Below are 24,110 nucleotides of genomic sequence, written 5' to 3' on the forward strand. Positions count from 1 at the left end.
GCCTGTATGGATATAGAGTTGGCCCGCTGCAAGAAGTTCAGTGTTCGCCCCACTTTTATTCGCCCCCACTCCGCGCCGCAATGGCCCGGCACGCCACGGCCAGCGGGCGGAAGGCGGGGCAGCCGCCGCCGCGCTGCACCAGCACCTGCGTGCGCCGCCCCGCGGCATCGGCCAGGCACAGCACCAGCAGCGACGGCCACAGGGTCGAGCCCGGCAACAGGCGCAGTCCTGACGGCTGCGACGGCCCCGGGCCGGGCGGCTCCGCCACCCCGCCGGCATCTGCCCCTGGCGCGCCGCCATGCTCCAGATATACCGCCAGCCGCAACTGGCCGACCGGCGAAATATCAAGCGTCTGCGGCTTTCTGCGCCTGCGCAGCAAAGCGAGCAACGACACGCCGCCAGCCGTGCTCAGCAACGCACCGGGCCAGCCCAGCGCATAGCCGCCCACCAGTTGCTCAGGCACCGCCGCCGCACGCCACGCACCGCTCAGGGGCCAGGCGGCCAGCAAGGCGCACAGTCCCAGCGCCGCTTGCAACAGACGCAAACAGACAGGCGTGCGAATAACAGCCGCTACCGCGATTGACATACTTCATGGGAAAAAAAGGCGCGCCGGCAACATGCCGGGCAAATTCAGGCGCCAACGAACGTTGGCGCCGAATCAGCGCTCACTACGATTTGACCGTAGCGAGCGCTTGAAAGTTCCTGCTTATTTCGCTTTACCGAAAATCAGTGTGCCATTCGTGCCGCCGAAGCCGAACGAATTCTTCACTGCATAATCGATCTTCATATCCCGCGCCGTGTTGGCACAGAAATCGAGATCGCAAGCCGGATCCTGGTTGAAGATGTTGATGGTCGGTGGCGACACCTGATGGTGCAATGCCAGGACCGTAAACACCGCTTCCAGACCGCCCGCGCCGCCCAGCAAATGGCCCGTCATCGACTTGGTCGAGTTGACAACCAGATGCTTGGCGTGCTCGCCGAAGGTGCGTTTGATGCCCATCACTTCCGCCACGTCGCCTTGCGGGGTCGACGTGCCATGCGCGTTCAGGTACTGAATCTGATCCGCGTTCAAGCCGGCGTTGTTGAGGGCCGCGATCACCGATTTGCTGCCGCCGCTACCATCTTCCAGCGGCGAGGTCATGTGATAAGCATCTGCGCTCATCCCGAAACCATGCACTTCGGCATAGATCTTGGCACCACGGGCCACCGCGTGCTCGTAGTCTTCCAGCACCATGACGCCAGCGCCCTCGCCCAGCACGAAGCCGTCGCGGTCGGTATCCCACGGACGCGATGCCGTTGCCGGATCGTCGTTGCGGGTCGACAAGGCGCGTGCCGAGGCGAAACCGCCCAGGCCCAGCGGCGACACGGTCGATTCAGCGCCACCGGCGATCATGACGTCGGCATCGCCGTACTCGATCATGCGCGCTGCGGCACCGATGCTGTGCAAACCGGTGGTACACGCCGTCACGATCGCCAGGTTCGGGCCCTTCAGACCATATTTGATCGAAAGGTTGCCAGAGATCATGTTAATGATCGAGGCAGGCACGAAAAATGGCGAGATACGGCGCGGACCGCGCTTTTCGTACTCGGACTTGGTTTCCTCGATCAGCGGCAAGCCGCCGATACCGGAACCGATGATCACGCCGATGCGCTCGGCGTTTTCTTCGGTCACTTCCAGGCCGGAGTCCTGCATCGCCTGGATGCCGGCAGCCATGCCGTAATGGATAAAGGTATCCATGTGGCGTGCTTCCTTACCGGAGATGTACTCTTCGATATTGAAGCCTTTGACTTCACCGGCAAAATGCGTGGTGAATGGCTGTGCATCAAACTTGGTAATCGTGGCAATGCCGGATTTACCTTCAATGATTGCGCCCCACGCCTCGGCAATAGTATTGCCGACAGGTGAAACGCAGCCCAGGCCGGTGACAACAACACGACGGTTTTTAGAACGGCTCAAGCGATTCTCCTGAAGTCGGTCAGACAGGCTTAGGCCTTGACGTGTGCGGTGGCGTAGTCGATCGCCTGTTGCACGGTGGTGATTTTTTCAGCTTGTTCGTCAGGGATTTCCATTTCGAATTCGTCTTCCAGGGCCATGACCAGTTCCACGGTGTCCAGGGAATCGGCGCCGAGATCGTCGACGAAGGAGGATTCGATTTTGATGTCTGCTTCTGCAACGCCCAGTTGCTCAGCGACGATTTTCTTAACGCGTTGTTCGATATCCGACATGTTATGGCTCCAAAGTGTGTGTTACGGAAAGTGCGCGCATTTTATCAGGTTTGCGCGTCCGAATACTAATTTCGGTGTCTGCTGCTAATTCGACCGAAGCTGCTGCTAAAAGATGCGATTATAGACAAAAACGGCCGTTGAATCATGCCACAAACGCCCGCCCCGTCTAGCTTTCACATCAATTCATGTACATTCCACCGTTCACGTGCAGGGTGGTGCCCGTGATGTAGGCCGCTTGCGGCGAGGCCAAAAAGGCCACCGCCGCCGCCACGTCTTCCGGTTTGCCCAGGCGGGACAGGGGAATTTGCGTCAACAGGGCCGCGTGCTGCTCTTCGCTCAGGGCCTTGGTCATGTCGGTATCGATGAAGCCAGGGGCGATGCAGTTCACGGTAATGTTGCGGCTGCCGATTTCACGCGCCAGGGCGCGGCTCATGCCTTCCACGCCGGCCTTGGCCGCCGCGTAATTCATTTGCCCCGGATTGCCCGACGAAGCCACCACCGACGTGATATTAATGATACGCCCAGTTTTGGCTTTCATCATGCCGCGCAGTACGGCGCGCGACAGGCGGCCGACGGCCGACAGGTTGGTGGAAATCACGCTGTCCCACTCCTCATCCTTCATGCGCATGGCCAGCTGGTCTTGCGTGATGCCCGCATTGTTGACGAGGATGGACAGGCTGCCGTAGGTTTTCTGCACTTCATCGACGACGGCCGCACAGCGCGCCGCATCGGTCACGTTCAGGACCAGGCCCTTGCCCGTTACGCCTTCGGCAGCCAGGTAATCGGTGATCGCCTGCGCGCCGCTTTCCGAGGTAGCGGTGCCAACCACGGTAGCTCCCTGTTTGCCCAGTTCGGTGGCGATGGCGCGGCCGATGCCGCGCGAGGCGCCCGTGACCAGCACGACTTGATTTGCTAAATTCATGAGTATCCTTAAAAGCAAGTGCGGCAGGCAGGCTGCCGCGATCTGATGTTTATTGGAGCTGCGTCAAAATGCGTTCCAGCGAGGCCTGGTCGACGATGGCGTCGCCCACCAGCACGGGATCGATGCGCTTGGCCAGGCCCATCAGGACCTTGCCCGGGCCGCATTCGATCACTTGCGTGATGCCCTCAAGAGCCACTTTCTGCATCGTTTCCACCCAGCGCACGGGGCTGGCCGCCTGGCGCACGAGCGCATCCTTGATGCCGGCGACGTCGTTGACGATGGCCACGTCGACGTTGTTGATCAGGGCGATCTGCGGCGCGGCGAACGTCAGGCCGGCCATGTACTCGCGCAAGCGGTCCGATGCCGGCTTCAGCAGCGACGAGTGGAATGGCGCCGAGACGGGCAGCTTCATGGCGCGCTTGGCGCCCTTGGCCTTGGCCAGTTCGCAGGCGCGCTCGACGGCCGCCGTATGACCGGCGATGACCACTTGCGCCGGCGCATTGAAATTGACAGGCTCGACCACCAGGGCCGGGTTTTCCGCCGCCGCTTCCGCACAGGCGGCGCGCACGTCGTCGTCCGACAGGCCCAGCACGACGGCCATCGTGCCCTGCCCTACCGGTACGGCTTCCTGCATGGCTTGCGCGCGGAAACGCACGAGCGGCACGGCGTCCTTGAACGCAATGACGCCGGCGGCGACCAGCGCCGAATATTCACCGAGACTGTGACCGGCCACGACCGTCGGCACCGGGCCGCCCGCTGCCAGCCAGGCGCGATAGAAGGCCACGGCCGCCGTCAGCATCACCGGTTGCGTATTGGTGGTCAGGTCCAGCTCTTCCTTCGGACCTTCGGCGATCAGCTTGCCCAGGTCGAATTGCAAGGCGTCCGACGCTTCAGCCACGGTTTGCGCAACCACGGGGTTGCCAGCGAAACCGTCGAGCATCGCAATCGCTTGCGAGCCTTGGCCTGGGAAAACAAATGCAAATTGTGTCATGGTGACTCCGTTTTTTAATAGTGTTGCGGGATTACATGCGCGCCAGCACGGCGCCCCAGGTAAAGCCGCCGCCCACGCCTTCCATCATGACGTTGTCGCCCTTCTTGACCCGGCCGTCGCGCACGGCGATGTCGAGCGCCAGCGGAATCGAGGCGGCCGAAGTGTTGCCATGCTGGTCGACGGTGACGACCATCTTGTCCAGTGGTAAGCCGAGTTTCTTGGCCGTGCTGTTCATGATGCGGATGTTCGCCTGGTGCGGGATCAGCCAGTCGATCTGGTCCGAGGTCATGTTGGCGTGCTCCAGCGCTTCGTGCGCGACTTTTTCCAGCACGGACACGGCCAGCTTGAAGACGGCCGGGCCGTCCATGTACAGGAAGGCGCTGCCGGCCAGTGCGCCGCCGGCCAAGCTGCCGGGTACGCTGAGGATGTCCGAATGGCGGCCATCGGCGTGCAGCTTGGTGGCCAGGATGCCCGGCTCTTTCGATGCCGTCATGACGATGGCGCCGGCGCCGTCGCCGAACAGCACGCAGGTGCCGCGGTCGTCGAAATTGAGGATGCGCGAAAACACTTCGGCGCCGATCACCAGCACGTTCTTGTGCATACCCGATTGAATGAAGCTATCGGCCGTGGCCACCGCATACACGAAGCCGCTGCAGACGGCTTGCACGTCGACGGCGGCGCAGTTGTTCGTGATGCCCAGCTTGTTTTGCACGATGCAGGCGGTGCTGGGGAAGCTGCCGAAGAAATCGGGAGTCGAGCTGGCGACGATGATCAGGTCCAGGTCGTTGCCGTTCAGGCCGGCCATTTCCAGGGCCTTCTTGGCCGCTTCCACGCCCAGGTCCGAGGAATTTTGCGTCGGCGCCGCGTAATGGCGCGCCGAGATGCCGCTGCGCGAGACGATCCATTCATCCGACGTCTCGATGCCCTTGGCGGCGAGCTGTTCGGTCAGATCCTGGTTGGTGACGCGCTTCTCCGGCAGATAGCTGCCGGTACCGATAATTTTGCTGTAAGTTTTGCTAAAAACAGTCATGCAAATACCCGTCCACTAAATGGTAGAGCTTGTTGATGTAGGTTCGTCCGGTACTGGCGTGCGCGGCATCAGCTCGGCGATCATGCTGGCCAAGTGCGCTTGCACGTCATTTTTTGCCGCATCAAAAGCGCGGCGCAAGGCCCATTCGAAGGAATAGGCATCGGCGCTGCCATGGCTCTTGAAGACGAGGCCACGCAAGCCCAGCAGGCTGGCGCCGTTGTAACGCGAAGGATTCAAGCGGTTGCCGATGGCTTTCAGGGCCCCGCGGGCGATCAGCGCGCCCAGCATGGTAATCGGATTGCGCTTGAATTCGGAAGTGAGCACGTCTTTCATGAAGCGCGCCAGGCCTTCGATGGCTTTCAGGGTCACGTTGCCGACGAAACCGTCGCAGACGACGATATCGGTCGTGCCCTTGAAGATATCGTTGCCTTCCACGTTGCCGTAGAAGTTCAGCGCGCCACGCTCGTGGTCGGCCTGCAGCAGCTTCGAGGTGAGTTTCACCACTTCATTACCCTTGATATCTTCCGTGCCCACGTTCAGCAAGCCGATCGTCGGGCGTGCGATGCCTTCCATCGCGGACACGAGCACGGAGCCCATGATGGCGAACTGGTGCAAGTGATGCGGTTCGCAATCGACGTTCGCGCCCAGGTCCAGCATGTAGGTCGGGCCGTTCTTTTGATTCGGCAAGATGCTGCAGATGGCCGGGCGGTCGACGCCGGACATGGTTTTCAATACATAGCGCGACACGGCCATCAGGGCTGCCGTATTACCGGCGGAAACGGAGGCTTGCGCCACGCCGTTCTTGACCTGTTCGATGGCCACGCGCATGGAGGAATCCTTCTTGCGGCGCAGGGCCACTTCCAGGGGATCATCCATGGTAACTTGTTCGGAGGCATGCAATACCGACAGGCGCGGATGCGTGTCGGCTTTATGTTTTTTCAGTTCGGCACGAATCACGTCTTCCAATCCAACAAGGATCAGTTCGGCTTCAGGCTCATGTTTTACGAAGGAAATTGCTGCGGGGATAGTGACTGAGGGACCGTGATCTCCGCCCATACAGTCGATAGAAATTTTGATTGTCATTTGTGTTGATTCAATACCGCTGCGGGCGTGCGGCAAGATGTGAATCGGACTGGAGCATATGCAGGGCGCAGCATGTCATGCACCGCCTGGCAAGCTTGATTCAAAATGACGGGTGCGCAAGATGAATTGCAGCCGATAAAAAAGAAGAAGCGGCGCCACGCCGAATAACCACGCAACACCGCTTTCATCTTACCCAACAAAAACGTCGATTACTCGTCGTTTTTGGTCTTCAACACTTTACGGCCACGATAGAAGCCGTTAGGGCTGATATGGTGACGCATGTGTGTTTCGCCGGTAACTGGCTCGACGCTCAATTGCGGCGCGACCAGGAAGTCGTGCGAACGGTGCATGCCGCGCTTGGAAGGGGTTTTCTTGTTCTGTTGAACTGCCATGATGACTCCTAATACATAAGTTCTAAAATTTTAGCACAATCGATTAGCAAATACATGCGAATCGAGTATCCCAGCGGCAAAGACTACCCGAAAATAGCCCGGACCGACATCGTTTATTACAATTACATTTCACTACACTTGCCATACTCGATTACTACACGCGTTTGACACGTTCTTTGATGGGGGAAACCCCTTTACCACTTTATTCTGGCTTCAAGTCCTTCAGTGCCGCAAACGGCGACTTCTTTTCAGACTTGAGAGCATCGAGCTGCGCCGTATCGGGGCAGACGTCGTGTTTGGGTACCTGCGGCAGGGCCAGCAAGGCTTCATCTTCGATCAGGGCCGCGGCATCCATGCTGCGGCTGCCGACGATCACGTCGATCGATTCATCGTTGATGATTTCTTCGATCTCGTCCGCATGCTCGTCATCCTTGCCCAGCATCAGAGTGGTCGTCGAATCAATTGCGTAAGCATACGGAGTCAGGCAGCGCTGGCAAACCAGCTGAACGGTGCCGTTGACCGACAAGGTCAGTTGTGGGTAGCCCAGCTTGCTGGTGCCGCCGACGATCTTCCAGGCGATCTCGCCGGAACTATCTGCACAATCCTTGGTCAACCGGGTCATTTCAGCGACAGGAGTTACACCCTCGCGGCTCCCGCTGATACGACAAAAATCAAAGGCGTCGATCACAAAAGCATTCATTGGTAGAAAATTTCCCCGGAAAACCTGCGATAATAACAGGGTTTTTAGCACGGAGTCAAAGGCTAAGCATCTTTTTTGACGCAATCATTGCCATCAACATGACAACTTCATCAATACCGTCATGCCGCATGGAGCCTCAGTTGTGGGCTCTGCGCCCTGGAATTTGCGTGAAATTCCACTGACATCGACCTGCGCGGCCATGCCGGCCGCCATCCACTACCGAATGATACCAACTTCTGTCCCATTGCGCTTGATTCTTGCATCGAGTTCGACTTACCGCAAGGAATTGCTGGAACGCCTGCGCCTGCCTTTCGAGGTGGCCGTGCCCGATCTCGACGAACGCCCCCTGCACGGCGAAAGTCCCAGCGCCACAGCCTTGCGCCTGGCGCAAGCCAAGGCACAGGCCGTGCTCGACCGCTATCCTGGCAGCCTCGTCATCGGCTCCGACCAGGTCGCCACCCTGGACGGTGCGCAGATCGGCAAGCCGGGCAACCATGCGAACGCCCTGCTGCAACTGCAAACCATGCGCGGGCGCCAGACCGTGTTCCACACGGCGCTATGCCTGCTCGACGGGCGCCAGTCGCCCGCCGTGGCGCAAGTGGAAGATATCCAGACTCTCGTCACCGTGCGCGACTTGCCCGACGCGGAACTGGACGCCTACCTGCGCATCGAGCAGCCGTACGACTGCGCCGGCAGCGCCAAGAACGAAGGCCTGGGCATCGCCCTGCTCGAACGTATCGACAGCACCGACCCGACCGCCCTGACCGGCTTGCCCCTGATCGCCCTTAGCGGCATGCTGCGCAAGGCGGGCGTGGCGTTTTTCACCCTTTAATTTACCGACAATAAGAATATGACCGGCACCCTGTACCTGATCCCCAATCACCTCGGCCTGTCCGATGGCGCCATCGACCCGCTGGCCCGTATCATTCCCGAGCAAGTGCGGCAGATCACCTCGCAACTCGATTATTTCGTCGCGGAAAACGCCAAGACGGCGCGCGCCTTCCTGAAACTGATCGGCAACCAGCATCCGCTGGCCAAGCCGCTGCAGGAAATCACGATTTCCGAACTCAACGTCAATACCCCGGCGCAAGCGCTGGCCGGCTTGCTGGCGCCGCTGCTGGCGGGACGCGACGCGGGCCTCGTGTCGGAGGCGGGCGTGCCCGCCGTGGCCGACCCAGGCGCCGACCTGGTGCGTCTGGCGCATCAGCACGGCGTTAAAGTGCGTCCGCTGGTGGGCCCGTCGTCGATCCTGCTGGCCGTGATGGCCAGCGGCTTGAACGGCCAGAGCTTCGCCTTCAACGGCTACCTGCCTACCGATGCGGCCTTGCGCGCCAAGCGCATCAAGGAACTGGAAGTGCGTTCGCGCACGGAAAAGCAGACCCAGCTGTTCATCGAAACGCCGTACCGCAACGCCGCCATGCTCGAAGCGCTCGTGGCGCAATGCGCGCCGTCGACCCTGATCTGCGTTGCCACCGACCTGAGCCTGGACACGGAAAGCGTGCAAACGTGGAATGGCGGACAGTGGAAGAAACAATTGGCTGCCGGCAAGGCACCTGACTTCCACAAGAAACCGACCGTGTTCTTGTTATTGGGACAGTAAACGTAAACGACAAACGCCACAAACATATTTGCCGTGGCGTTTACTTTGCTCAACTACGATAGTTACGACACCTGACAAAACCGTAGCGAGCGGAAGGAAGAGGTGGCTAAGAAGCGCAACCGTACTAAGTACGGGGGCGCCGAGCCGGTGAGCATCGCAGGCCGCCTATACCGACGCGCAGTAGGTTTGGTCAGGTGTCCTCAGACTCTTCTGGTGCCGGTATTTTTCTGTCCGCCCTTGCCCGTTTCCAATACGAACTTCGCGCCATCGTCGCGGCCCAGCACCTTGACCAGGTAAGGCATGACTTCGCGCAGCATCGGCTCGAGCGTGTACGGCGGGTTCAAGATGAACATGCCGCTGCTGTGCAGGCCGAAGCCGTCCGGCGACGGGGTGTTCACCGTCAGGGTCACGTGCAGCCAGTCCGAGCTGGGCAATTGCTTGAGCTTGTCGGCGAACTGGCGCGATTCCATGCGCTGCAGCACCGGGTACCAGACGGCGTAGATGCCGGACGGGAAGCGCACGAGAGCGTCGGCCAGGGTATCCTTGACCTTGCGGTAATCCATCTTGTCTTCGTATGGCGGGTCGATCAGCACCAGCGCGCGGCGCGATGGCGGCGGCAGCAGGGCTTTCAGGCTCTGGAAGCCGTCAGCCTTGGTGATGATGACGCGCTTGCCGCGCACGGTGGGACGCTCGCCCTGGGCCAGCGCATGCGCCTCGACCTTGCGAAAGTTATCAGCCAGAATCTTGGCATCGGCAGGATGCAGCTCGAACAGGCGCAGACGGTCTTGCTCACGGCTGACCTTGTCGGCGCAGTACGGCGAACCCGGGTAGTAGCGCATCTTGCCGCTCGGATTCATTTCCTTGATCAGCTTCATGTACTCGGCCAGGGAGGCCGGCAAGTCCGTGCGGTCCCACAGGGGTGCGATACCCGTTTCGTATTCGGCGTTTTTCGAGGCGTAACCGCCGTCGAGCGCATACACGCCCGCGCCGGAGTGGGTATCGATATAACTATAGGCGGTATCTTTTTGATTCAGATATTGCAATAACTGAATCTGCACATAATGTTTCAACACATCGGCGTGATTACCCGCGTGAAAGGCGTGGCGGTAACTCAACATAAGCTGGCTAATTCCATAATAAAAATAAACAAAGGCGGGAGCGCTGACACCGGGCAGGGCATGAAAACAGACTGGAGGAGTCAGGCTGCGGGGCCAGGAAACAGCATGGACCAGCGTAATCAGCGCGCAATTATCAGCATTATCCACCAGAAAGGTGGGTTGCATCAAAAAACACGGCTAAACAAGCCCATGCATTCCCGGGACTGGTGTCGCCGGGCGCGGTAGAATACGCGCTGCGGGCGCCCGGCGCCCATCGCCCTACTGAATAGATACGACCATGCACAGCCTGACCCTCACGACCGACAACCGCGCCGACGTCGCGGCAGCCCTGACCGGCCCGCGCTGGACGGTGGCCTGCCTGTGCGCGCTGTGGTGCGGCACTTGCGGCAGCTACCGCGCCACGTTCGAGGAACTGGCCGCGCGCCACCCGGACACCAATTTCGTCTGGATCGACATCGAAGACCAGGCCGACGTGGTGGGCGACCTCGACATCGACAACTTTCCCACCCTGCTGATCCAGCACGAAGACAACGTGGCCTTCTTCGGCACCGTGCTGCCCGACGGCGGCCTGGCGCACCGCATGGTGCAGGCGCAGCAGGCGCTCAGCGCCGGAGAGCTGGCGGCGCTGGCCGGCAGCACGCAGGAACGGCGCGACTGGCAGCGCGACTGCAATCTGCGCACCCTGCTGGCCGCCACCCTGGCCGATTAAACATCACCCCAGGCGCAGCGGCAGGCTGCGCAGGCGTTTCCCCGTCAGACTGAACACGGCGTTGGCCACGGCCGGCGCGATCGGCGGCGTGCCCGGTTCGCCCACGCCTTCCGGATGTTCGGCGCTGGCGATGATGATGGTTTCCACCTCGGGCGTTTGCCCCATGCGCAGCACGGGATAGTCGTGGAAGTTGCCTTGCTCGACCTTCCCTTCCTGGAACGTGATCTCGCCGCCCAGCGCCGCCGACAGGCCGAACAGCACGGCCGACTCCATCTGCTGGGCGATGATGTTCGGATTGACGGCGATGCCGCAATCGATGGCGCACACGACGCGCTGCACGCGGATCTCGCCATTTTCCACCGATACCTGCGCCACTTGCGCGACGATACTGCCGAACGACTGGTGCAGGGCCACGCCATGCGCATGGCCGGGCGGAGCACTGCCCGCCCTGGCGACGGCCGCATCGAGCACGGCCAGGTGGCGCGGATGTTTCAGCAACATGGCGCGCCGGAAGGCAATGCCGTCCTGCCCCGCCGCATGCGCCAGTTCGTCGATAAAGCTTTCCTTGAAGAATGCATTATGCGAATGCCCGACGGAGCGCCAGTAGCCGACCGGCACGGGACTGTCGGCGATCACGTGGGCGATGCGCTGGTTGGCGATTTCATACGGCATGTCGAATTCGCCTTCCGCCGTGGTCTTGTCCGGCCCCGCGCCGGGCAAGCCGAAATTGCGCTGCAGGTACTGGTGCGTGATGGAGCCGCTGACGGATTTATTGTCCCAGGAAGCGATGCGGCCATGCTCGTCGAGACGGGCCGCAAAGCGGGCCAGCGCGGCGGGACGGTACATATCGTGCTTGGTGTCCTGTTCGCGCGTCCACACCAGCTGCACGGGCGCGCCATCGCACTGCAGCGCGATGGCCACGGCCTGCGCCACCATGTCCACTTCCAGGCGGCGGCCGAAACCGCCGCCGAGCAGCAGCACTTCGATGCTGACGTCCTGCGCATCGACGCCGGCCACTTTCGCCGCCACGTCGACGGCGATGCCGGGCGCCTGCGTCGAGACCCACAGCATCACCTTGCCATCCTTGACTTGCGCGGTGCAGTTGACGGGTTCCATGGCGGCGTGCGCGAGGAACGGCGCGCGGTACTCGGCGCTGACCCGCCGCATGTCCTGCACGGCCTTGCCCTCCACCTCGCCGCTGGCGTGATAGGCATAACCGGCTTCGCTATCCAACAGCCGGGCGAACTCGGCATACACGCCGGCGCTGGACAAGTTCGCCTGCGGGCCAGCCTTCCACTGCGTCGGCAAGGCGGCAGCCGCCTGCCTGGCGCGCCACCAGGTATCGGCCACCACGGCCGCGCAAGACACGCTGCGCTGGGCCAGCTGCGGCGTCAGATCCAGCACTTTCTTTACGCCGGGCATGGCCAGGATGGGCGCCGCATCGAATGCGGACAAGGTATCGCCCAGGCGCGGCGGCAGATGCAGGGCCGCGTACAGCATGCCGGGCGGACGCGCATCGATGCCGAAACGCGCGCTGCCGTTGACTTTGGACGGCGTGTCGCGGCGCGGCGCCGGCTGGCCGATCAGTTTGAAATCCCTGGGCGCCTTCAGCACGGGCGTGCCCGGATCGATGGCGGCGGCGCGCTGCGCCAGGCTGGCGTAGTTGGCGCGCCGGCCATCGGGGTGGACCACGTCGCCATTTTCCGTGCGGCATTGCGCGGCCGGCACCTGCCACTGCGCGGCGGCGGCTTGCAGCAGCATGGCGCGCGCGGACGCCCCCGCCTCGCGCATCGGGCCCCAGCCATCCTTCACGCTCGACGAGCCGCCCGTGACGATCACGCCCAGTTCGCGCGCCGCCTTGGCCACCGTCCACTGGGCCAGCGCTTTTACGCGGCCCTGGTCATCGGGATGGAAAGGCAGGCTGTCCTTGAGCATGGCGACATTGCCGAAGATTTTATCGTTCGGCGCCTGGATCAGTTTGACGCTGGCCAGCGGCACGTCGAGTTCCTCGGCCACCAGCATGGGCAAGGCCGTGTGCACGCCCTGGCCCATCTCGCTGCGCGGCATGGCCAGCAGCACCGTGCCGTCGGCTTGAATCGCCAGCCAGCCGTTCAAGGCCACGGCGCCATCGTGGAGCGGCAGCGGCGCGCTGCCGTGCAGGCGCTGGCGCGGCGGCAGCACGCCCCAGCCCAGTACCAGGGCGCCCACGCCGGCCACGCCGAGGCCAAGGCCGCCGAGCAGGAAACGGCGACGCGACGGGGAGGATTGTGCGGCCATGGCTATCCTTTATAGTAATGAGTGATCGATCCAGCGCTCCAGCATATCCTGTGCCAGCACCGGACGGCTATAAAAATAACCTTGCGCCAGCTTGCAGCCATGGCGCAGCAGGAAGGCGGCCTGCTCTTCCGTCTCCACGCCTTCGGCGATCACCGACAATTGCATGCTCTTGCCCAGCTGGATGATGGCAATCGCAATCGCTTCGTCGTTGACGTCCGTCGAGATATCCTTGATGAAGGAGCGGTCGATCTTCAAGGTCTGCACGGGCAGCTGTTTCAGATACGCGAGCGAGGAATAGCCGGTGCCGAAATCGTCGATGGCCAGGCCCACGCCAATGGCGTGCAAGTCGTTGATGAAACCGAGGGCGTCGCCCGTGTTCATGATGACGGACTCCGTCACTTCCAGCTGCAGCCGCTGCGGCTCGAGACCCGTTTCCTGCAAGATGGCGGCCACCATGCCGGCGATGCTGCCCCGTTCGAACTGCTTGACGGACAGGTTGACGGCCATCTTCGGCACGTGCAAGCCCTGCGCCTGCCAGCGCATCATCTGGCGGCACGCTTCGTCGAGCACCCATTTCCCCAACTGGTTGATGAAGCCGCTGTCTTCGGCCAGCGGGATGAAACGCGCGGGCGGCACCAGGCCCAGTTCCGGATGGTTCCAGCGCACCAGCGCCTCGACGCCGACCAGGCGGCCCGTGTCGATTTCCACCTGCGGCTGGTAATTGAGGAACATCTCGTTTTTCTCGATCGAGCGGCGCAGGAAGGTTTCCAGACGCAGCCGCTCGACGCCCTCGCCCGTCATCGACGGCGCATAGAAGCGGTAGCCGTTGCGCCCGCGCGCCTTGGCCTGGTACATGGCCACGTCGGCATTGCGGATCAGCATGTTCAAGTCCAGCGCATCGTCCGGATACAGGCTGATGCCCACGCTGCAGGTGACGAACAGTTCGTGGTCGGCCACCGTGAACGGCTGGTCGAACATGGTCATCAGCTTTTCCGCCACCTGCGTCGCGCCGTACTCGCCGTCGATACCCTCGAGCAGCACGATGAACTCGTCGCCGCCCAGGCGCGCCAGGGTATCGCCTTCGCGCAGGCGGGCCGCCAGCTGGCCGGCCACCTTCTGCAGCAATTCGTCGCCCACGTGGTGGCCCAGGGTGTCATTGACGTTCTTGAAGCGGTCCAGGTCGATGAACAGCACGGCCAGCTGCTCCTGGTCGCGCGCGGCGCGCAGCAGCGCGTGCTGCAGGCGATCGTGGAACAGCAGCCGGTTCGGCAGCGCCGTCAGCGGATCGTGGTGGGCCATGTGGTCGAGCTTTTCCTGCGACTCCTTGACCAGCGTGATATCGCTGAACACGCCCACGTAATGCGTGGTGCCGGCGCGCGCGTCGCGCACGGCGCTGATGGTCAGCCACTCCAGGTACAGCTCGCCGTTCTTGCGCTGGTGCCAGATCTCGCCGCGCCAGAAACCGCTGGCCTTCAATTCGTCCCACATGGCCTGGTAAAAGGCAGAGTCGTGGCGCGCCGAGCGTGTCAGCGAGGAATGCTGGCCCACCGCCTCGGCTTCGGTATAGCCGGTGATCTGCGTGAAGGCGGGATTGACGGTAACGATGATGCCGTCCGCATCGACCACCATCACGCCGTCGGCGATATGTTCGAGCACGGTGGCCGACAAACGCAGCTTTTCCTCGGCTTCCTTGCGCGCCGTGATATCGGCATACACCCAGATGCTGCCCTCGTTGGGGCGCAGCGGATCGAGCGCGCAGCCGCTCACCAGCGCCCAGAACAGGCTGCCGTCGCGGCGCTTGTACTGGCGCTCCTCGCTGAAATCGCCGCCCGCGGCCATTGCCGGATACTGGCGTTCGCCCGCTTCCTCGAAGTCATACGAGGTCATGAACACGATGGCGGTGGAACTGCCCGTCATCTCGGCATGGCCGTAGCCGAACAGTTCCTCGCAGCGGCGGTTGACGGAAATGATGCGGCGGTGACGCACGAACATCACGCCGAACATCACGTTGTCGAGGATGGCGCTCTGCTCCGTGAGCAGCGCTTCGATGCGCATCTCGTGGTGCTTGCGCTGGCTGATGTCGGCGATGATGCCGTCGACCCAGGTCACGCCCTGCTCGCCCGCCTGCGGCTGGCCATTCTCGGCCACCCAGCGCTCGATGCCGAACGCGTCGATGATGCGGTATTCCAGCGCATACGGCCGTTCGTCGGCCACCGCCTGGCGCACGGCGCGGCGATGCTCGCGGCGGTCTTCCGGACAGATCAGGTCGGCCCAGGCATGCGTGGTGCCGCGCATGAACTGGTGCGCCGAATAGCCGGCAATGTCTTCGATGGCGTCGCTGACGAAATCGATGGGCCCGTCGGGCCGGTAGCGGAAAACGGCGCCAGGCACCTGCGTGACGATGGTGCGGAAACGCTCTTCGCGCTGGCCCACATCCTCGAACAGCTGGCCGATGGCCGCGCGCATTTGCTCGAGCTGGGCCGTCAGGCGGCCCAGCTCGTCATTGCCGTGCGACGTCAGCGGCGTGTCGAAATCGCCGTGCGACAGGCGGTCGGAAAAGCGCGTCAGGCGGCGCAGGGGTTTGAGCAGGCGGCGGTTCAGGAACAGCACGATCAGCGCCATCGACACGGCCAGCTGCGCGCCCAGCACGAAAATATAGGACATCTGCTTTTCGCGCAGCTCCTGCTGGCTGCGCGCGTCGTCCATCTCGACGACGATATGACCGATGCGTTCGCCGCGCACGAGGATGTCGCGTTCGGCGCGGTACAGATTGCCCACAGGCCGCTGCGGCGCCTGCAGGCGGATGAATTCCGTGTCGCCCTGCCCCAGCACCTTCACCAGCAACACGGCGCGGTCGCGCATTACCGATTCGACCAGCGAATGGGCCGATTCCGCATTCATGTTCCACAGCGACTCCTGCATGCCCAGCGCCAGGATGTCGGCATTGCGCTGCAAGGCCTCGTTCAGGCTGGTGCGCGCCGACTGGCGTTCATGCACGCCGACCAGCACATAGCTGCCGAAAATGGCGGGCACGACCAGGCCGCCGAACACCACCAGCAGCAGGGCGCCATAGATCGACGAGCCGTACAGCACGCGCAGGCTGGCGCGCAGGCGCTGGTAAGGTGAATTAAACATGCGGCAACAGGGCAACAGGGATCAGGCGGGCGATCATCGAACTTTACAGGGGAATTCAGGTGACAAGGCGGGAAGAAACTTTTTCAAGAGCAATTATGCATGGAAAAAGCGGGAAAAGTCACCAATAAACACGTGTCGGCATCCAGGTCATGCTATATAGACAGGCTTGAAAAACCACACGTGGGCCGGCGCGCCCGGGCGGCGCCAGCAAAAAAGCGCGCGGCTTGCTATCATCGCGCCACTTTACCTAGAGGAACCACCATGACCTTCTCCATCTACTCCGCTTCGATCCCCGTCTTCAAACAGATCCTGGGCAGCCTGGCCGCCATCCTGGACAAGGCGGAAACGCACGCGCAAGACAAGAAAATCGACCCGAACGCCCTGCTGCAATTCCGCTTGTTCCCGGACATGCTGCCGTTCGTGCGCCAGATCCAGATCGCCACCGACTTCGCCAAGGGCTGCGGCGCGCGTCTGGCCGGCGTGGCCGTGCCACCGTATGAAGACAGCGAACAGAGCTTTGCAGAGCTGAAAGCGCGCATCGTGAAAACCATCGCCTTCCTGGAAAGCCTGCCGCAAGCGGACATCGACGGCAGCGAAACGCGCGCCATCACCACCGGCAGCGGCGAAAAGACCAAGCACTTCACGGGCCAGACCTATCTGCTCCACTACGCGCTGCCGCACTTCTTCTTCCACGCGACGACGGCGTACGACATCCTGCGCCACAATGGCATTGAAGTGGGCAAGAAGGATTTTATCGGCAGTTTCTGAGACGCATAAGCAAATCTACTGCGCGGCGCGCTTTGCGGCCTGCGATGCTCGCCGTACTAAAGTACGGCTGCGCTTCTTAGCCACAAATCATCGCCGCTCGCTACGATTTGCTTAAGCGTCGACGCTTTGGAGTAATACCGCTTGATATTGCTCTATTGCGTCGCTATTTAAGTATTCCGGCGCGGATACCCCTGCGCCAGGATGCGCACCCACACCACTTCCTTCTCCTCATCCGTCATCGACACCCAGTGGGCCACTTCCACCACGGTGCGGCCGCAGCCGCGGCAAATTTCATCGAAGGTCGTCGAGCACACGGCCACGCAGGGCGTGTCTGGACGCGGCGGCAATTCCTTGTCACCCATCAGGATACCTTCGGCAAGCCGAGCTTTTCCCAGCCTTCGGCGCCCAGCGCTTCCAGGGTAGCGATATTCTTGTCGAAGATTTCCGACGCTTCCGGGAACGCTTCGACGGCGCGCTCGATGCTGTCTTCGCGCAGCAGGTGCAGGGTCGGGTACGGCGAGCGGTTGGTGTAATTGCTGATGTCGTCCTCGAACGTCTCGGCAAACTGGTAGTTCGGGTGGAAACTGGCCACTTGCAGTTCGCCGGCCAGGTGCATGTCTTCCACGGCCGCGTCGGCCACATCGAGGAACTCGTTGTAGTCGAGGAAATCGTTCAGGGTGTAAGGGTGGATCAGCAGGGTCGTGTCGATCTGCTCGGGGTCCGTGTCGGCCAGGGTTTGCAGCTCGTCCATCAGCATCGCCAGCAGATCTTCCGGATTGCTCGATTCGCACACCACATAGCGGATTTGCTTCTTGACGTGCACGGCCTTGGCGAACGGGCACAGGTTCAGGCCGATCACGGCCTTTTCCAGCCAGGCAACAGTATTGGCGATGATGACGGCGTTGTCGTCGTCGTGGCGCGGCGGGGTGCTCATATACTTAACTCTCTATCAATAAGGCGGCCGGCAGCCGAATGGCCGGCCAAAACCAAATTGTACGCACTCTTTGCGCAGTCTCATACCGGACGACCGCCAAGCTTGCGCCAGCCTCGACGCCATGTATGCTATAACAGCGGCCGAATCGCACATCTGGCAAATTAAATTTGCAATAATTGCATTATTAGCGACTGGAAACATCGCTATTGACGCCTATGTGCTGTCATCATGCTGACATAATTCTTGACTCCGGCATGTGGATATACGTACACTCGCAGCTTGATCATGGGTCTGTCCGATGTTTCTCCGACGACAACAATGGAACACTATGCACGAAAACTCCTTTAAATCTACCGTCCTGGCGGCGTTGGTCCTGGCGCTTGCGCCCGCCCTCAGCCAGGCGTACGAAGCCGGTGTTGAGAGCGATAACGCGCCAGTCGCCGCCGCCGCACCCGCCCTGATCCCGATGACCGCCCAGGTCACGGCGAAACTCCCCACCCTCGACAACCGCCTGCAAAAGACCGACCGTCTGCTGAAAAACCTCAGCGACAATTCCGATCCGCTGCGCGAAGCCGACGTCTGGGGCCGCATCCGCAGCGGCTATGCGATTCCCGACATCAACAACCAGCTGGTGGCGAATCACGTCAACTGGTACGCCACCCGCCCCGACTACATCGCCCGCACCACGGCGCGCGCCTCGCGCTACATCTTCCACGTGGTGCAGGAACTGGAAAAGCGCGGCATGCCGACGGAACTGGCCTTGCTGCCGTTCATCGAGTCCGCCTTCAACCCGCAGGCATTCTCCAGCGCCAATGCGGCCGGCATGTGGCAATTCGTGCCCGCCACCGGGCGCGATTTCAACCTCAAGCAAAACATGTTCAAGGACGAGCGCCGCGGCGTGCTGGCCTCGACCGATGCGGCCCTGACATACCTGCAGCGCCTGTATGACATGTTTGGCGACTGGCAACTGGCCCTGGCCGCCTACAACTGGGGCGAAGGTTCGGTGCAGCGCGCCATCAAGAAAAACCAGGCGCTGGGCAAGCCGACCGACTTCGAAAGCCTGGCCGACCTGATGCCGGCCGAAACGCGCAACTACGTGCCGAAACTGCAAGCGGTGAAGAACATCATCGCCAATCCGGCCCAGTTCGGCCTGACCCTGCCCGTGGTCGACAACCAGCCCTATTTCACGGCCATCGACAAGACCAGCGACATCGACATCACCGTCGCCGCCCAGCTGGCCGAACTGTCGATGGATGAATTCAAGGCCTTGAATCCGCAATTTAACCGCCCCGTCATCATCGGCGGCGAAAAGACCAAGATTCTGCTGCCGCAGGAAAACGCCGCCAAGTTCACCACCAACCTGGCGCAATGGGGCCATGCCTTGTCGAGCTGGACCACGCACAAGATCACCAATGCGCGCGAACGCATCGAAACCCTGGCGTCGAAATTCGGCACCACGGCCGACGTGCTGCGCCAGGCCAACAATATCCCACAGCGCACCAGCCTGCGCGCCGGCTCCACCATCCTCGTGCCGAAAACCTCGGCCACGATGAACAGCGACATCACCCAGGAAATCGCCGACAGCGCCACCATGCTGCTGGAAGCGGACCGTCCTGAACGGGCCGCCAAAGCACTGCGCCGCGCCGCCAAGGGCGGCAAGGCACAAACGGCGCCAATCTCGCTGGTGAAGCCACGCATCCAGCGTGGCGGCGGCAACAGTCGCGCCAAGGCCCGTCACTGATCGCCTGATCTGTATAGCGCTACCTCACCGGCCGCCACAGCTTTGCTGTCGCGGCCGGTTGTACATCCGCCCCCCGCCCACCTACCCAGACAGGAGTCGTCATGGCTTTCTTGCAAGGCAAACAAATCCTCATCACGGGCTTGCTGTCGAACCGCTCCATCGCCTATGGCATCGCCAAGGCGTGCCACCGCGAAGGCGCCACGCTCGCCTTTACGTATGTGGGCGAGCGCTTCAAGGAGCGCATCACCGAGTTTGCGGCGGAATTCGGCAGCGAGCTGGTGTTCGACTGCGACGTGTCCAGCGATGAACAGATCAGCGCCGTCTTCCGCGAGCTGGCGCGCCACTGGGAACACCTCGACGGCCTCGTGCACGCCATCGGCTTCGCCCCGCGCGAGGCGATCGCCGGCGACTTCCTCGACGGCCTGTCGCGCGAGAGCTTCCGCATCGCCCACGACATTTCCGCCTACAGCTTTCCCGCCATGGCCAAGGCCGCCCTGCCCCTGCTGCATCCGGGCGCGTCGGTCCTGACCCTGACCTACCTGGGCGCCGTGCGCGCCGTACCCTACTACAACACCATGGGCCTGGCCAAGGCCTCGCTGGAAGCGTCCGTGCGCTACCTGGCCGAATCGCTGGGCCCGCGCGGCATCCGCGCCAACGGCATTTCCGCCGGCCCCATCAAGACCCTGGCCGCTTCCGGCATCAAGGATTTCAGCAAACTCCTGGGCTTTGTCGCCGAGCACGCCCCGCTGCGCCGCAACGTCACCATCGAAGAGGTAGGCAACACGGCCGCCTTCCTGCTGTCCGACCTGGCGTCGGGCATCACGGGCGAGATTACCTACGTCGATGGCGGCTTTTCGCAAGTGATGGCCGTCAATCCCGAAGTAGAATAATTGGCCCCTGGCCGACGCGGCGCAAGCGGCCCGGCAAATCAGCCTGGCCAGGGAAACGCGACAGGCGCCGCCGCTGCCCGCCGACAGCGTCGGCCATGCTCAATTAATCGGGCAAAATCTACGTACTCCTACTGATTTTACATAGGAAACATCATCAAAACGTGGTAGGACTCGCGTTTCTTCCCATTTAGCCCGTGCAAAACGGCGGCAAATACGGTATAGTGTCGTTGTGCGCTGCAATATGTTCCCTTGAAGCGATGGCAACACCGCAGTCACCGCACTACAAACTTAGCAGCTTCGCAAGCCTTAGCGCATCCACAGGATGCCGCTTATAAAGCCCTCCCGCCTTGTGTGTCGCACCTGACACCGTCCCGGCGCAAAGCTTTTGTGCCGAAATTTCTTTTTAGTTGAGTCATTTCGTTTTGGTTGGCGTTGCTATTTTGCGTTCTGCTTTTTGCAAGAACGCTGATTTTTACGAAAGAAAAGAATGACATTTGAATCCTTAGGCCTGCATCCGTCCATCATCGCCGCTCTGACCGAATCGGGCTACACCGCGCCAACCGCGGTACAGTCGCAAGCGATTCCAGCCGCGATCGAAGGCCGTGACCTGCTGGTCTCGTCGCAGACCGGTTCGGGCAAGACCGCAGCTTTCATGCTGCCGTCGCTGCACAAACTGGCCAGCGCCGAACAAAGCGCCGCCGGCAAGACGCCGAACCAGGAAATGCAAGCATCGCGCGCCCGCGGCGAGCGTCCACGCTTCAAGGCTGCCCAGCCAAAAATGCTGGTACTGACGCCAACGCGCGAACTGGCCCTGCAAGTGACCACCAACACCGACAAGTACAGCACCGGCATCCGCCGCATCAAGGCTGTGTCGATTCTGGGCGGCATGCCTTACCCTAAACAGATGCAATTGCTGGCCAAGAATCCTGAGATTCTGGTCGCCACCCCTGGCCGTCTGATCGATCACATGGACTCGGGCAAGATCGACTTCTCGCAACTGGAAATCCTGGTGCTGGACGAAGCCGACCGCATGCTGGACATGGGTTTCATCGACGACATCGAAAAAATCGTGGAAGCGACGCCGGAAGGCCGTCAAACTATGCTGTTCTCGGCAACCCTGGACGGCGTAGTCGGCAACATGGCGCGCCGCATCACGAAAAATCCGCTGGTCATCCAGGTGGCAAGCTCGAGCAACAAGCATGAAAACATCACCCAGCGCGTCCACTTCGTCGACGATCTGTCGCACAAGAATCGCCTGCTGGACCACCTGCTGCGCGACGAAACCCTGGACCAGGCTGTTGTGTTCACCGCCACCAAGCGTGACGCCGACACCATCGCCGACCGTCTGAACATCGCCGGTTTCTCGGCTGCCGCCTTGCACGGCGACATGCATCAGGGCGCGCGTAACCGCACCCTGGACGGCATGCGCCGCGGCCAGGTCAAGGTGCTGGTTGCCACCGACGTTGCCGCCCGCGGTATCGACGTGCCGACGATCACCCACGTATTCAACTACGATCTGCCGAAGTTCCCGGAAGACTACGTCCACCGCATCGGCCGTACCGGCCGCGCTGGCCGCAATGGCCTGGCCATCTCGCTGGTGAACCACGCTGAAGGCATGAACGTCAAGCGCATCGAACGCTTCACCAAGCAATTGATCCCGGTCAATGTCATCGAAGGTTTCGAGCCGAAGAAAACGGCATCGGCACCACGTTCGAGCGCCCGTCCAGGCGGCTGGAAACCAGGCGACAACCGTGGCGGCGCGAAGCCAGGTCAACGCACGTTCAGCAAGCCGGGCGCACCACGCAAGGACGGCGCACCGAGCACCGGCGGCGGCTACAAGGGTTCCAACCCGCGCAGCACCGACGGCGCACGCCGCAGCTACGGCGACCGTTAATCACGGCGCCATGCCGCCAGCAGGCGGCAGGCAATAAAAAAACGGCCACCAGATCGCTCTGGTGGCCGTTTTTTCATGCCCGGTGCCTTTACTTCTTCGACACTTTCTGGCGCGACAGCTTGCGCAGCTTGGCTTGCTCGAAGCGCGCGTGCTGCTCGGGCGTCTCGAGCACCAGCGGCGGCACGGCCACCGGCTTGCGGTTGGCGTCCACGGCCACCATCGTGAAATAGCAGCTGTTGGCGTGGCGTACCAGGCGCTGCTGGATGTTTTCCGTCACCACGCGGATACCCACTTCCATCGACGTCGTGCCCGTGTAATTGATCGAGGCGAGGAACGTCACCAGCTCACCCACGTGGATAGGCTGCAGGAACATCACCTGGTCCACCGACAAGGTGACCACGTAGCTGCCCGAATAGCGGCTGGCGCAGGCGTAGGCGACGCTGTCGAGGTATTTCAGGATGGTGCCGCCATGCACGTTGCCGGAAAAGTTGGCCATATCGGGCGTCATCAAGACCGTCATCGTCAGTTCGTGGGCCGACCAGTTCATCGCGCTGTCCAAAGTGCTCTCCAAGGGGGAAATAAAAAAAATGAGGGGGATGTGAAAACCGGCCCCAGGGGCCGGCGCAGACCTTACAGGCCCAGGGTATCGATGTCGGCCAGCGAGTCGCGGCCCTTGTCGGAAATGTCGTGGCCCTCGCCTTCGGCGCGCGCCACGATGTGGGCTTTCTTGCCCAGGAAGTAAGCCACGTCCGACTCCAGCTTGGTCAGCGGATCGGCGGCGACGGCGCGCAGCCCCATGATGCAGCGGCGCAGGAACAGCAGTTGTTGTGCTTTCTCGGTGATGGACAGACGGCCATCGCGTGCATAGCTGAGCAGCTTCAGGCCGGACAGGCGCTTGGCATTGCGGGCAACGCAAGCACTGGGGCGCTCGGTCTTGATGCCGCGTGCAACTTGCTCCAGCGCGTCATATTCATCGGTTGTTAATTTCTCGTTCTTCATTACTTTTCCATAAAAGGCCAGGTGTTCGGCCCCCATGGTACGCGCCCCGCTGCGCATCGGCAACAGGCAACGTGCATCTACCGCCGCCGGCCAGGCGGCCAGGCGGCGGAAACACGCGTGTGATGACCGTTATTTGTAGCTGCGCAGCAGCAGCCATGCCAGGCCGCAACCAGCAACGGCACCCGCCAGGGCCAGCGCCACGAGGTGTTTGCTGGTGATCACAGGCCGCCGGCCCAGGTAGATTTTGTTATGCAAGGAATTGCCCACGATGGTCTCCTGTACAAGAATTTTTATGATGTCTCATTATAAGAACAGAATCGTGACGGCCGCATGACACTCGACAGTTGGGGCTTGATTTGTATCCACTCGGCAACATTTATGCGCATTTTTGTTGTTTAAATGGCGTACCACCGGCGAGGCCCGCGTCTCCCATTTCTGACTGGAAATAAACACGGCGCGTGACTGCCCACCGCAGGCCATGGCGCGGCGCCACGGCACGAAAACCGGTCAATGCATTTTCACGGGCGGTGGCGGCGGCGTCGGCTCCTCGACCGGCACGGGGTCGATGTGCGGCGGCTGTTCCGGCGGCGGCATGAGGGGATCGCCTTCGGGCGGTGGCGGCATATCAGGTTCGGGCGTGCTGTGTGCGCGCAGCGGGGCAAAACGGAATTGTGACTGCATGGCGGCCTCCTTTACCCTAC

Annotated in this window: 25 protein-coding genes; 7 read left to right on the top strand and 18 right to left on the bottom strand. The window is 61.8% G+C overall.

Features of this window, described 5'->3' with window-relative positions; genetic code table 11:
- Positions 1 to 55: 55 nt before the first annotated feature.
- The 9 genes from ACQ4W4_RS01335 to ACQ4W4_RS01375 all read right to left on the bottom strand — a co-directional run bounded on the left by ACQ4W4_RS01335 (position 56) and on the right by ACQ4W4_RS01375 (position 7,344).
- On the bottom strand, positions 56 to 544 hold the full coding sequence (locus tag ACQ4W4_RS01335; protein ID WP_436540477.1) for a hypothetical protein: 489 nt from the start codon (positions 542 to 544) through the stop codon (positions 56 to 58).
- A gap of 162 nt (positions 545 to 706) precedes the next feature.
- Positions 707 to 1,957, bottom strand: coding sequence for a beta-ketoacyl-ACP synthase II (gene fabF / locus ACQ4W4_RS01340; RefSeq protein ID WP_436540478.1), 1,251 nt, complete (start codon positions 1,955 to 1,957; stop codon positions 707 to 709).
- 29 nt (positions 1,958 to 1,986) lie between these two features.
- Positions 1,987 to 2,226 carry an acyl carrier protein gene (acpP, locus tag ACQ4W4_RS01345; protein WP_008449912.1) on the bottom strand — a complete coding sequence of 80 codons (240 nt, stop codon included), beginning with the start codon at positions 2,224 to 2,226 and terminating at the stop codon, positions 1,987 to 1,989.
- 178 nt (positions 2,227 to 2,404) lie between these two features.
- Positions 2,405 to 3,148, bottom strand: coding sequence for a 3-oxoacyl-ACP reductase FabG (gene fabG / locus ACQ4W4_RS01350; protein ID WP_034749638.1), 744 nt, complete (start codon positions 3,146 to 3,148; stop codon positions 2,405 to 2,407).
- Positions 3,149 to 3,197: 49 nt separating this feature from the next.
- Positions 3,198 to 4,139, bottom strand: coding sequence for an ACP S-malonyltransferase (gene fabD, locus ACQ4W4_RS01355; protein ID WP_436540479.1), 942 nt, complete (start codon positions 4,137 to 4,139; stop codon positions 3,198 to 3,200).
- 31 nt (positions 4,140 to 4,170) lie between these two features.
- Positions 4,171 to 5,169 (bottom strand): beta-ketoacyl-ACP synthase III, encoded by a 999-nt coding sequence (locus ACQ4W4_RS01360; RefSeq protein ID WP_436540480.1) that lies wholly within the window; start codon positions 5,167 to 5,169, stop codon positions 4,171 to 4,173.
- A 15-nt stretch (positions 5,170 to 5,184) separates the two neighbouring features.
- On the bottom strand, positions 5,185 to 6,252 hold the full coding sequence (gene plsX, locus ACQ4W4_RS01365) for a phosphate acyltransferase PlsX (protein ID WP_436540481.1): 1,068 nt from the start codon (positions 6,250 to 6,252) through the stop codon (positions 5,185 to 5,187).
- A 209-nt stretch (positions 6,253 to 6,461) separates the two neighbouring features.
- Positions 6,462 to 6,644 carry a 50S ribosomal protein L32 gene (rpmF, locus tag ACQ4W4_RS01370; RefSeq protein WP_034749653.1) on the bottom strand — a complete coding sequence of 61 codons (183 nt, stop codon included), beginning with the start codon at positions 6,642 to 6,644 and terminating at the stop codon, positions 6,462 to 6,464.
- A 202-nt stretch (positions 6,645 to 6,846) separates the two neighbouring features.
- Complete coding sequence (locus ACQ4W4_RS01375; RefSeq protein ID WP_436495032.1) at positions 6,847 to 7,344, bottom strand: YceD family protein; 498 nt, start codon at positions 7,342 to 7,344, stop codon at positions 6,847 to 6,849.
- Positions 7,345 to 7,567: 223 nt separating this feature from the next.
- On the opposite strand from ACQ4W4_RS01375, the gene ACQ4W4_RS01380 reads away from it, so the two are divergent.
- Both ACQ4W4_RS01380 and ACQ4W4_RS01385 read left to right on the top strand, forming a co-directional pair.
- A complete protein-coding gene (locus tag ACQ4W4_RS01380; RefSeq protein WP_436540482.1) occupies positions 7,568 to 8,176 on the top strand; it encodes a Maf-like protein in 609 nt (202 codons plus the stop codon).
- 18 nt (positions 8,177 to 8,194) lie between these two features.
- Positions 8,195 to 8,944 carry an SAM-dependent methyltransferase gene (locus ACQ4W4_RS01385; protein ID WP_436540483.1) on the top strand — a complete coding sequence of 250 codons (750 nt, stop codon included), beginning with the start codon at positions 8,195 to 8,197 and terminating at the stop codon, positions 8,942 to 8,944.
- 200 nt (positions 8,945 to 9,144) lie between these two features.
- Here the strand turns inward: ACQ4W4_RS01385 and ACQ4W4_RS01390 are convergent, their stop codons facing one another.
- Positions 9,145 to 10,062, bottom strand: a complete 918-nt coding sequence (locus ACQ4W4_RS01390) for a 23S rRNA (adenine(2030)-N(6))-methyltransferase RlmJ (RefSeq protein WP_102294934.1) — start codon at positions 10,060 to 10,062, stop codon at positions 9,145 to 9,147.
- 277 nt (positions 10,063 to 10,339) lie between these two features.
- Here ACQ4W4_RS01390 and ACQ4W4_RS01395 point away from each other — a divergent pair, with 277 nt between their 5' ends.
- Positions 10,340 to 10,771 (top strand): thioredoxin family protein, encoded by a 432-nt coding sequence (locus ACQ4W4_RS01395; RefSeq protein WP_436540484.1) that lies wholly within the window; start codon positions 10,340 to 10,342, stop codon positions 10,769 to 10,771.
- A 3-nt stretch (positions 10,772 to 10,774) separates the two neighbouring features.
- Here ACQ4W4_RS01395 and ACQ4W4_RS01400 read toward each other — a convergent pair whose 3' ends face one another.
- Complete coding sequence (locus tag ACQ4W4_RS01400) at positions 10,775 to 13,048, bottom strand: xanthine dehydrogenase family protein molybdopterin-binding subunit (RefSeq protein ID WP_436540485.1); 2,274 nt, start codon at positions 13,046 to 13,048, stop codon at positions 10,775 to 10,777.
- Between the two features lie 9 nt (positions 13,049 to 13,057).
- Entirely contained in the window at positions 13,058 to 16,183 is a 3,126-nt protein-coding gene (locus ACQ4W4_RS01405; protein WP_436540486.1) for a bifunctional diguanylate cyclase/phosphodiesterase, read from the bottom strand.
- Between the two features lie 261 nt (positions 16,184 to 16,444).
- Between ACQ4W4_RS01405 and ACQ4W4_RS01410 the strand changes: the two genes are divergently transcribed.
- The gene (locus ACQ4W4_RS01410) at positions 16,445 to 16,951 is read left to right on the top strand and encodes a DUF1993 domain-containing protein (protein WP_436540487.1); all 507 of its coding nucleotides are present in this window, start codon (positions 16,445 to 16,447) and stop codon (positions 16,949 to 16,951) included.
- Between the two features lie 167 nt (positions 16,952 to 17,118).
- Here the strand turns inward: ACQ4W4_RS01410 and ACQ4W4_RS01415 are convergent, their stop codons facing one another.
- Both ACQ4W4_RS01415 and ACQ4W4_RS01420 read right to left on the bottom strand, forming a co-directional pair.
- The gene (locus ACQ4W4_RS01415) at positions 17,119 to 17,313 is read right to left on the bottom strand and encodes a DUF1289 domain-containing protein (protein ID WP_070223900.1); all 195 of its coding nucleotides are present in this window, start codon (positions 17,311 to 17,313) and stop codon (positions 17,119 to 17,121) included.
- The gene (locus ACQ4W4_RS01420) at positions 17,313 to 17,885 is read right to left on the bottom strand and encodes a DUF1415 domain-containing protein (RefSeq protein WP_436540488.1); all 573 of its coding nucleotides are present in this window, start codon (positions 17,883 to 17,885) and stop codon (positions 17,313 to 17,315) included. Before ACQ4W4_RS01420 ends, ACQ4W4_RS01415 begins: the two co-directional genes overlap by 1 nt.
- A gap of 328 nt (positions 17,886 to 18,213) precedes the next feature.
- Here ACQ4W4_RS01420 and ACQ4W4_RS01425 point away from each other — a divergent pair, with 328 nt between their 5' ends.
- The 3 genes from ACQ4W4_RS01425 to ACQ4W4_RS01435 all read left to right on the top strand — a co-directional run bounded on the left by ACQ4W4_RS01425 (position 18,214) and on the right by ACQ4W4_RS01435 (position 22,410).
- The gene (locus tag ACQ4W4_RS01425; RefSeq protein WP_436540489.1) at positions 18,214 to 19,626 is read left to right on the top strand and encodes a transglycosylase SLT domain-containing protein; all 1,413 of its coding nucleotides are present in this window, start codon (positions 18,214 to 18,216) and stop codon (positions 19,624 to 19,626) included.
- Positions 19,627 to 19,727: 101 nt separating this feature from the next.
- Positions 19,728 to 20,516: an enoyl-ACP reductase FabI gene (gene fabI, locus ACQ4W4_RS01430; protein ID WP_436540490.1), complete on the top strand. Its 789-nt coding sequence runs from the start codon at positions 19,728 to 19,730 to the stop codon at positions 20,514 to 20,516.
- 487 nt (positions 20,517 to 21,003) lie between these two features.
- The gene (locus ACQ4W4_RS01435) at positions 21,004 to 22,410 is read left to right on the top strand and encodes a DEAD/DEAH box helicase (RefSeq protein ID WP_077406752.1); all 1,407 of its coding nucleotides are present in this window, start codon (positions 21,004 to 21,006) and stop codon (positions 22,408 to 22,410) included.
- Between the two features lie 88 nt (positions 22,411 to 22,498).
- Here ACQ4W4_RS01435 and ACQ4W4_RS01440 read toward each other — a convergent pair whose 3' ends face one another.
- From ACQ4W4_RS01440 to ACQ4W4_RS01455, 4 genes are all read right to left on the bottom strand, one after another.
- Positions 22,499 to 22,957, bottom strand: a complete 459-nt coding sequence (locus ACQ4W4_RS01440; RefSeq protein WP_034750191.1) for an acyl-CoA thioesterase — start codon at positions 22,955 to 22,957, stop codon at positions 22,499 to 22,501.
- A gap of 83 nt (positions 22,958 to 23,040) precedes the next feature.
- Entirely contained in the window at positions 23,041 to 23,409 is a 369-nt protein-coding gene (locus ACQ4W4_RS01445; RefSeq protein ID WP_096236472.1) for a hypothetical protein, read from the bottom strand.
- Positions 23,410 to 23,538: 129 nt separating this feature from the next.
- Positions 23,539 to 23,676 carry a hypothetical protein gene (locus ACQ4W4_RS01450; protein ID WP_162995739.1) on the bottom strand — a complete coding sequence of 46 codons (138 nt, stop codon included), beginning with the start codon at positions 23,674 to 23,676 and terminating at the stop codon, positions 23,539 to 23,541.
- A 240-nt stretch (positions 23,677 to 23,916) separates the two neighbouring features.
- Entirely contained in the window at positions 23,917 to 24,090 is a 174-nt protein-coding gene (locus ACQ4W4_RS01455) for a hypothetical protein (protein WP_436540491.1), read from the bottom strand.
- Positions 24,091 to 24,110: the final 20 nt, after the last annotated feature.

It is taken from the genome of Janthinobacterium glycogeni, assembly GCF_051380725.1.
Classification (GTDB): Bacteria; Pseudomonadota; Gammaproteobacteria; order Burkholderiales; family Burkholderiaceae_D; genus Janthinobacterium.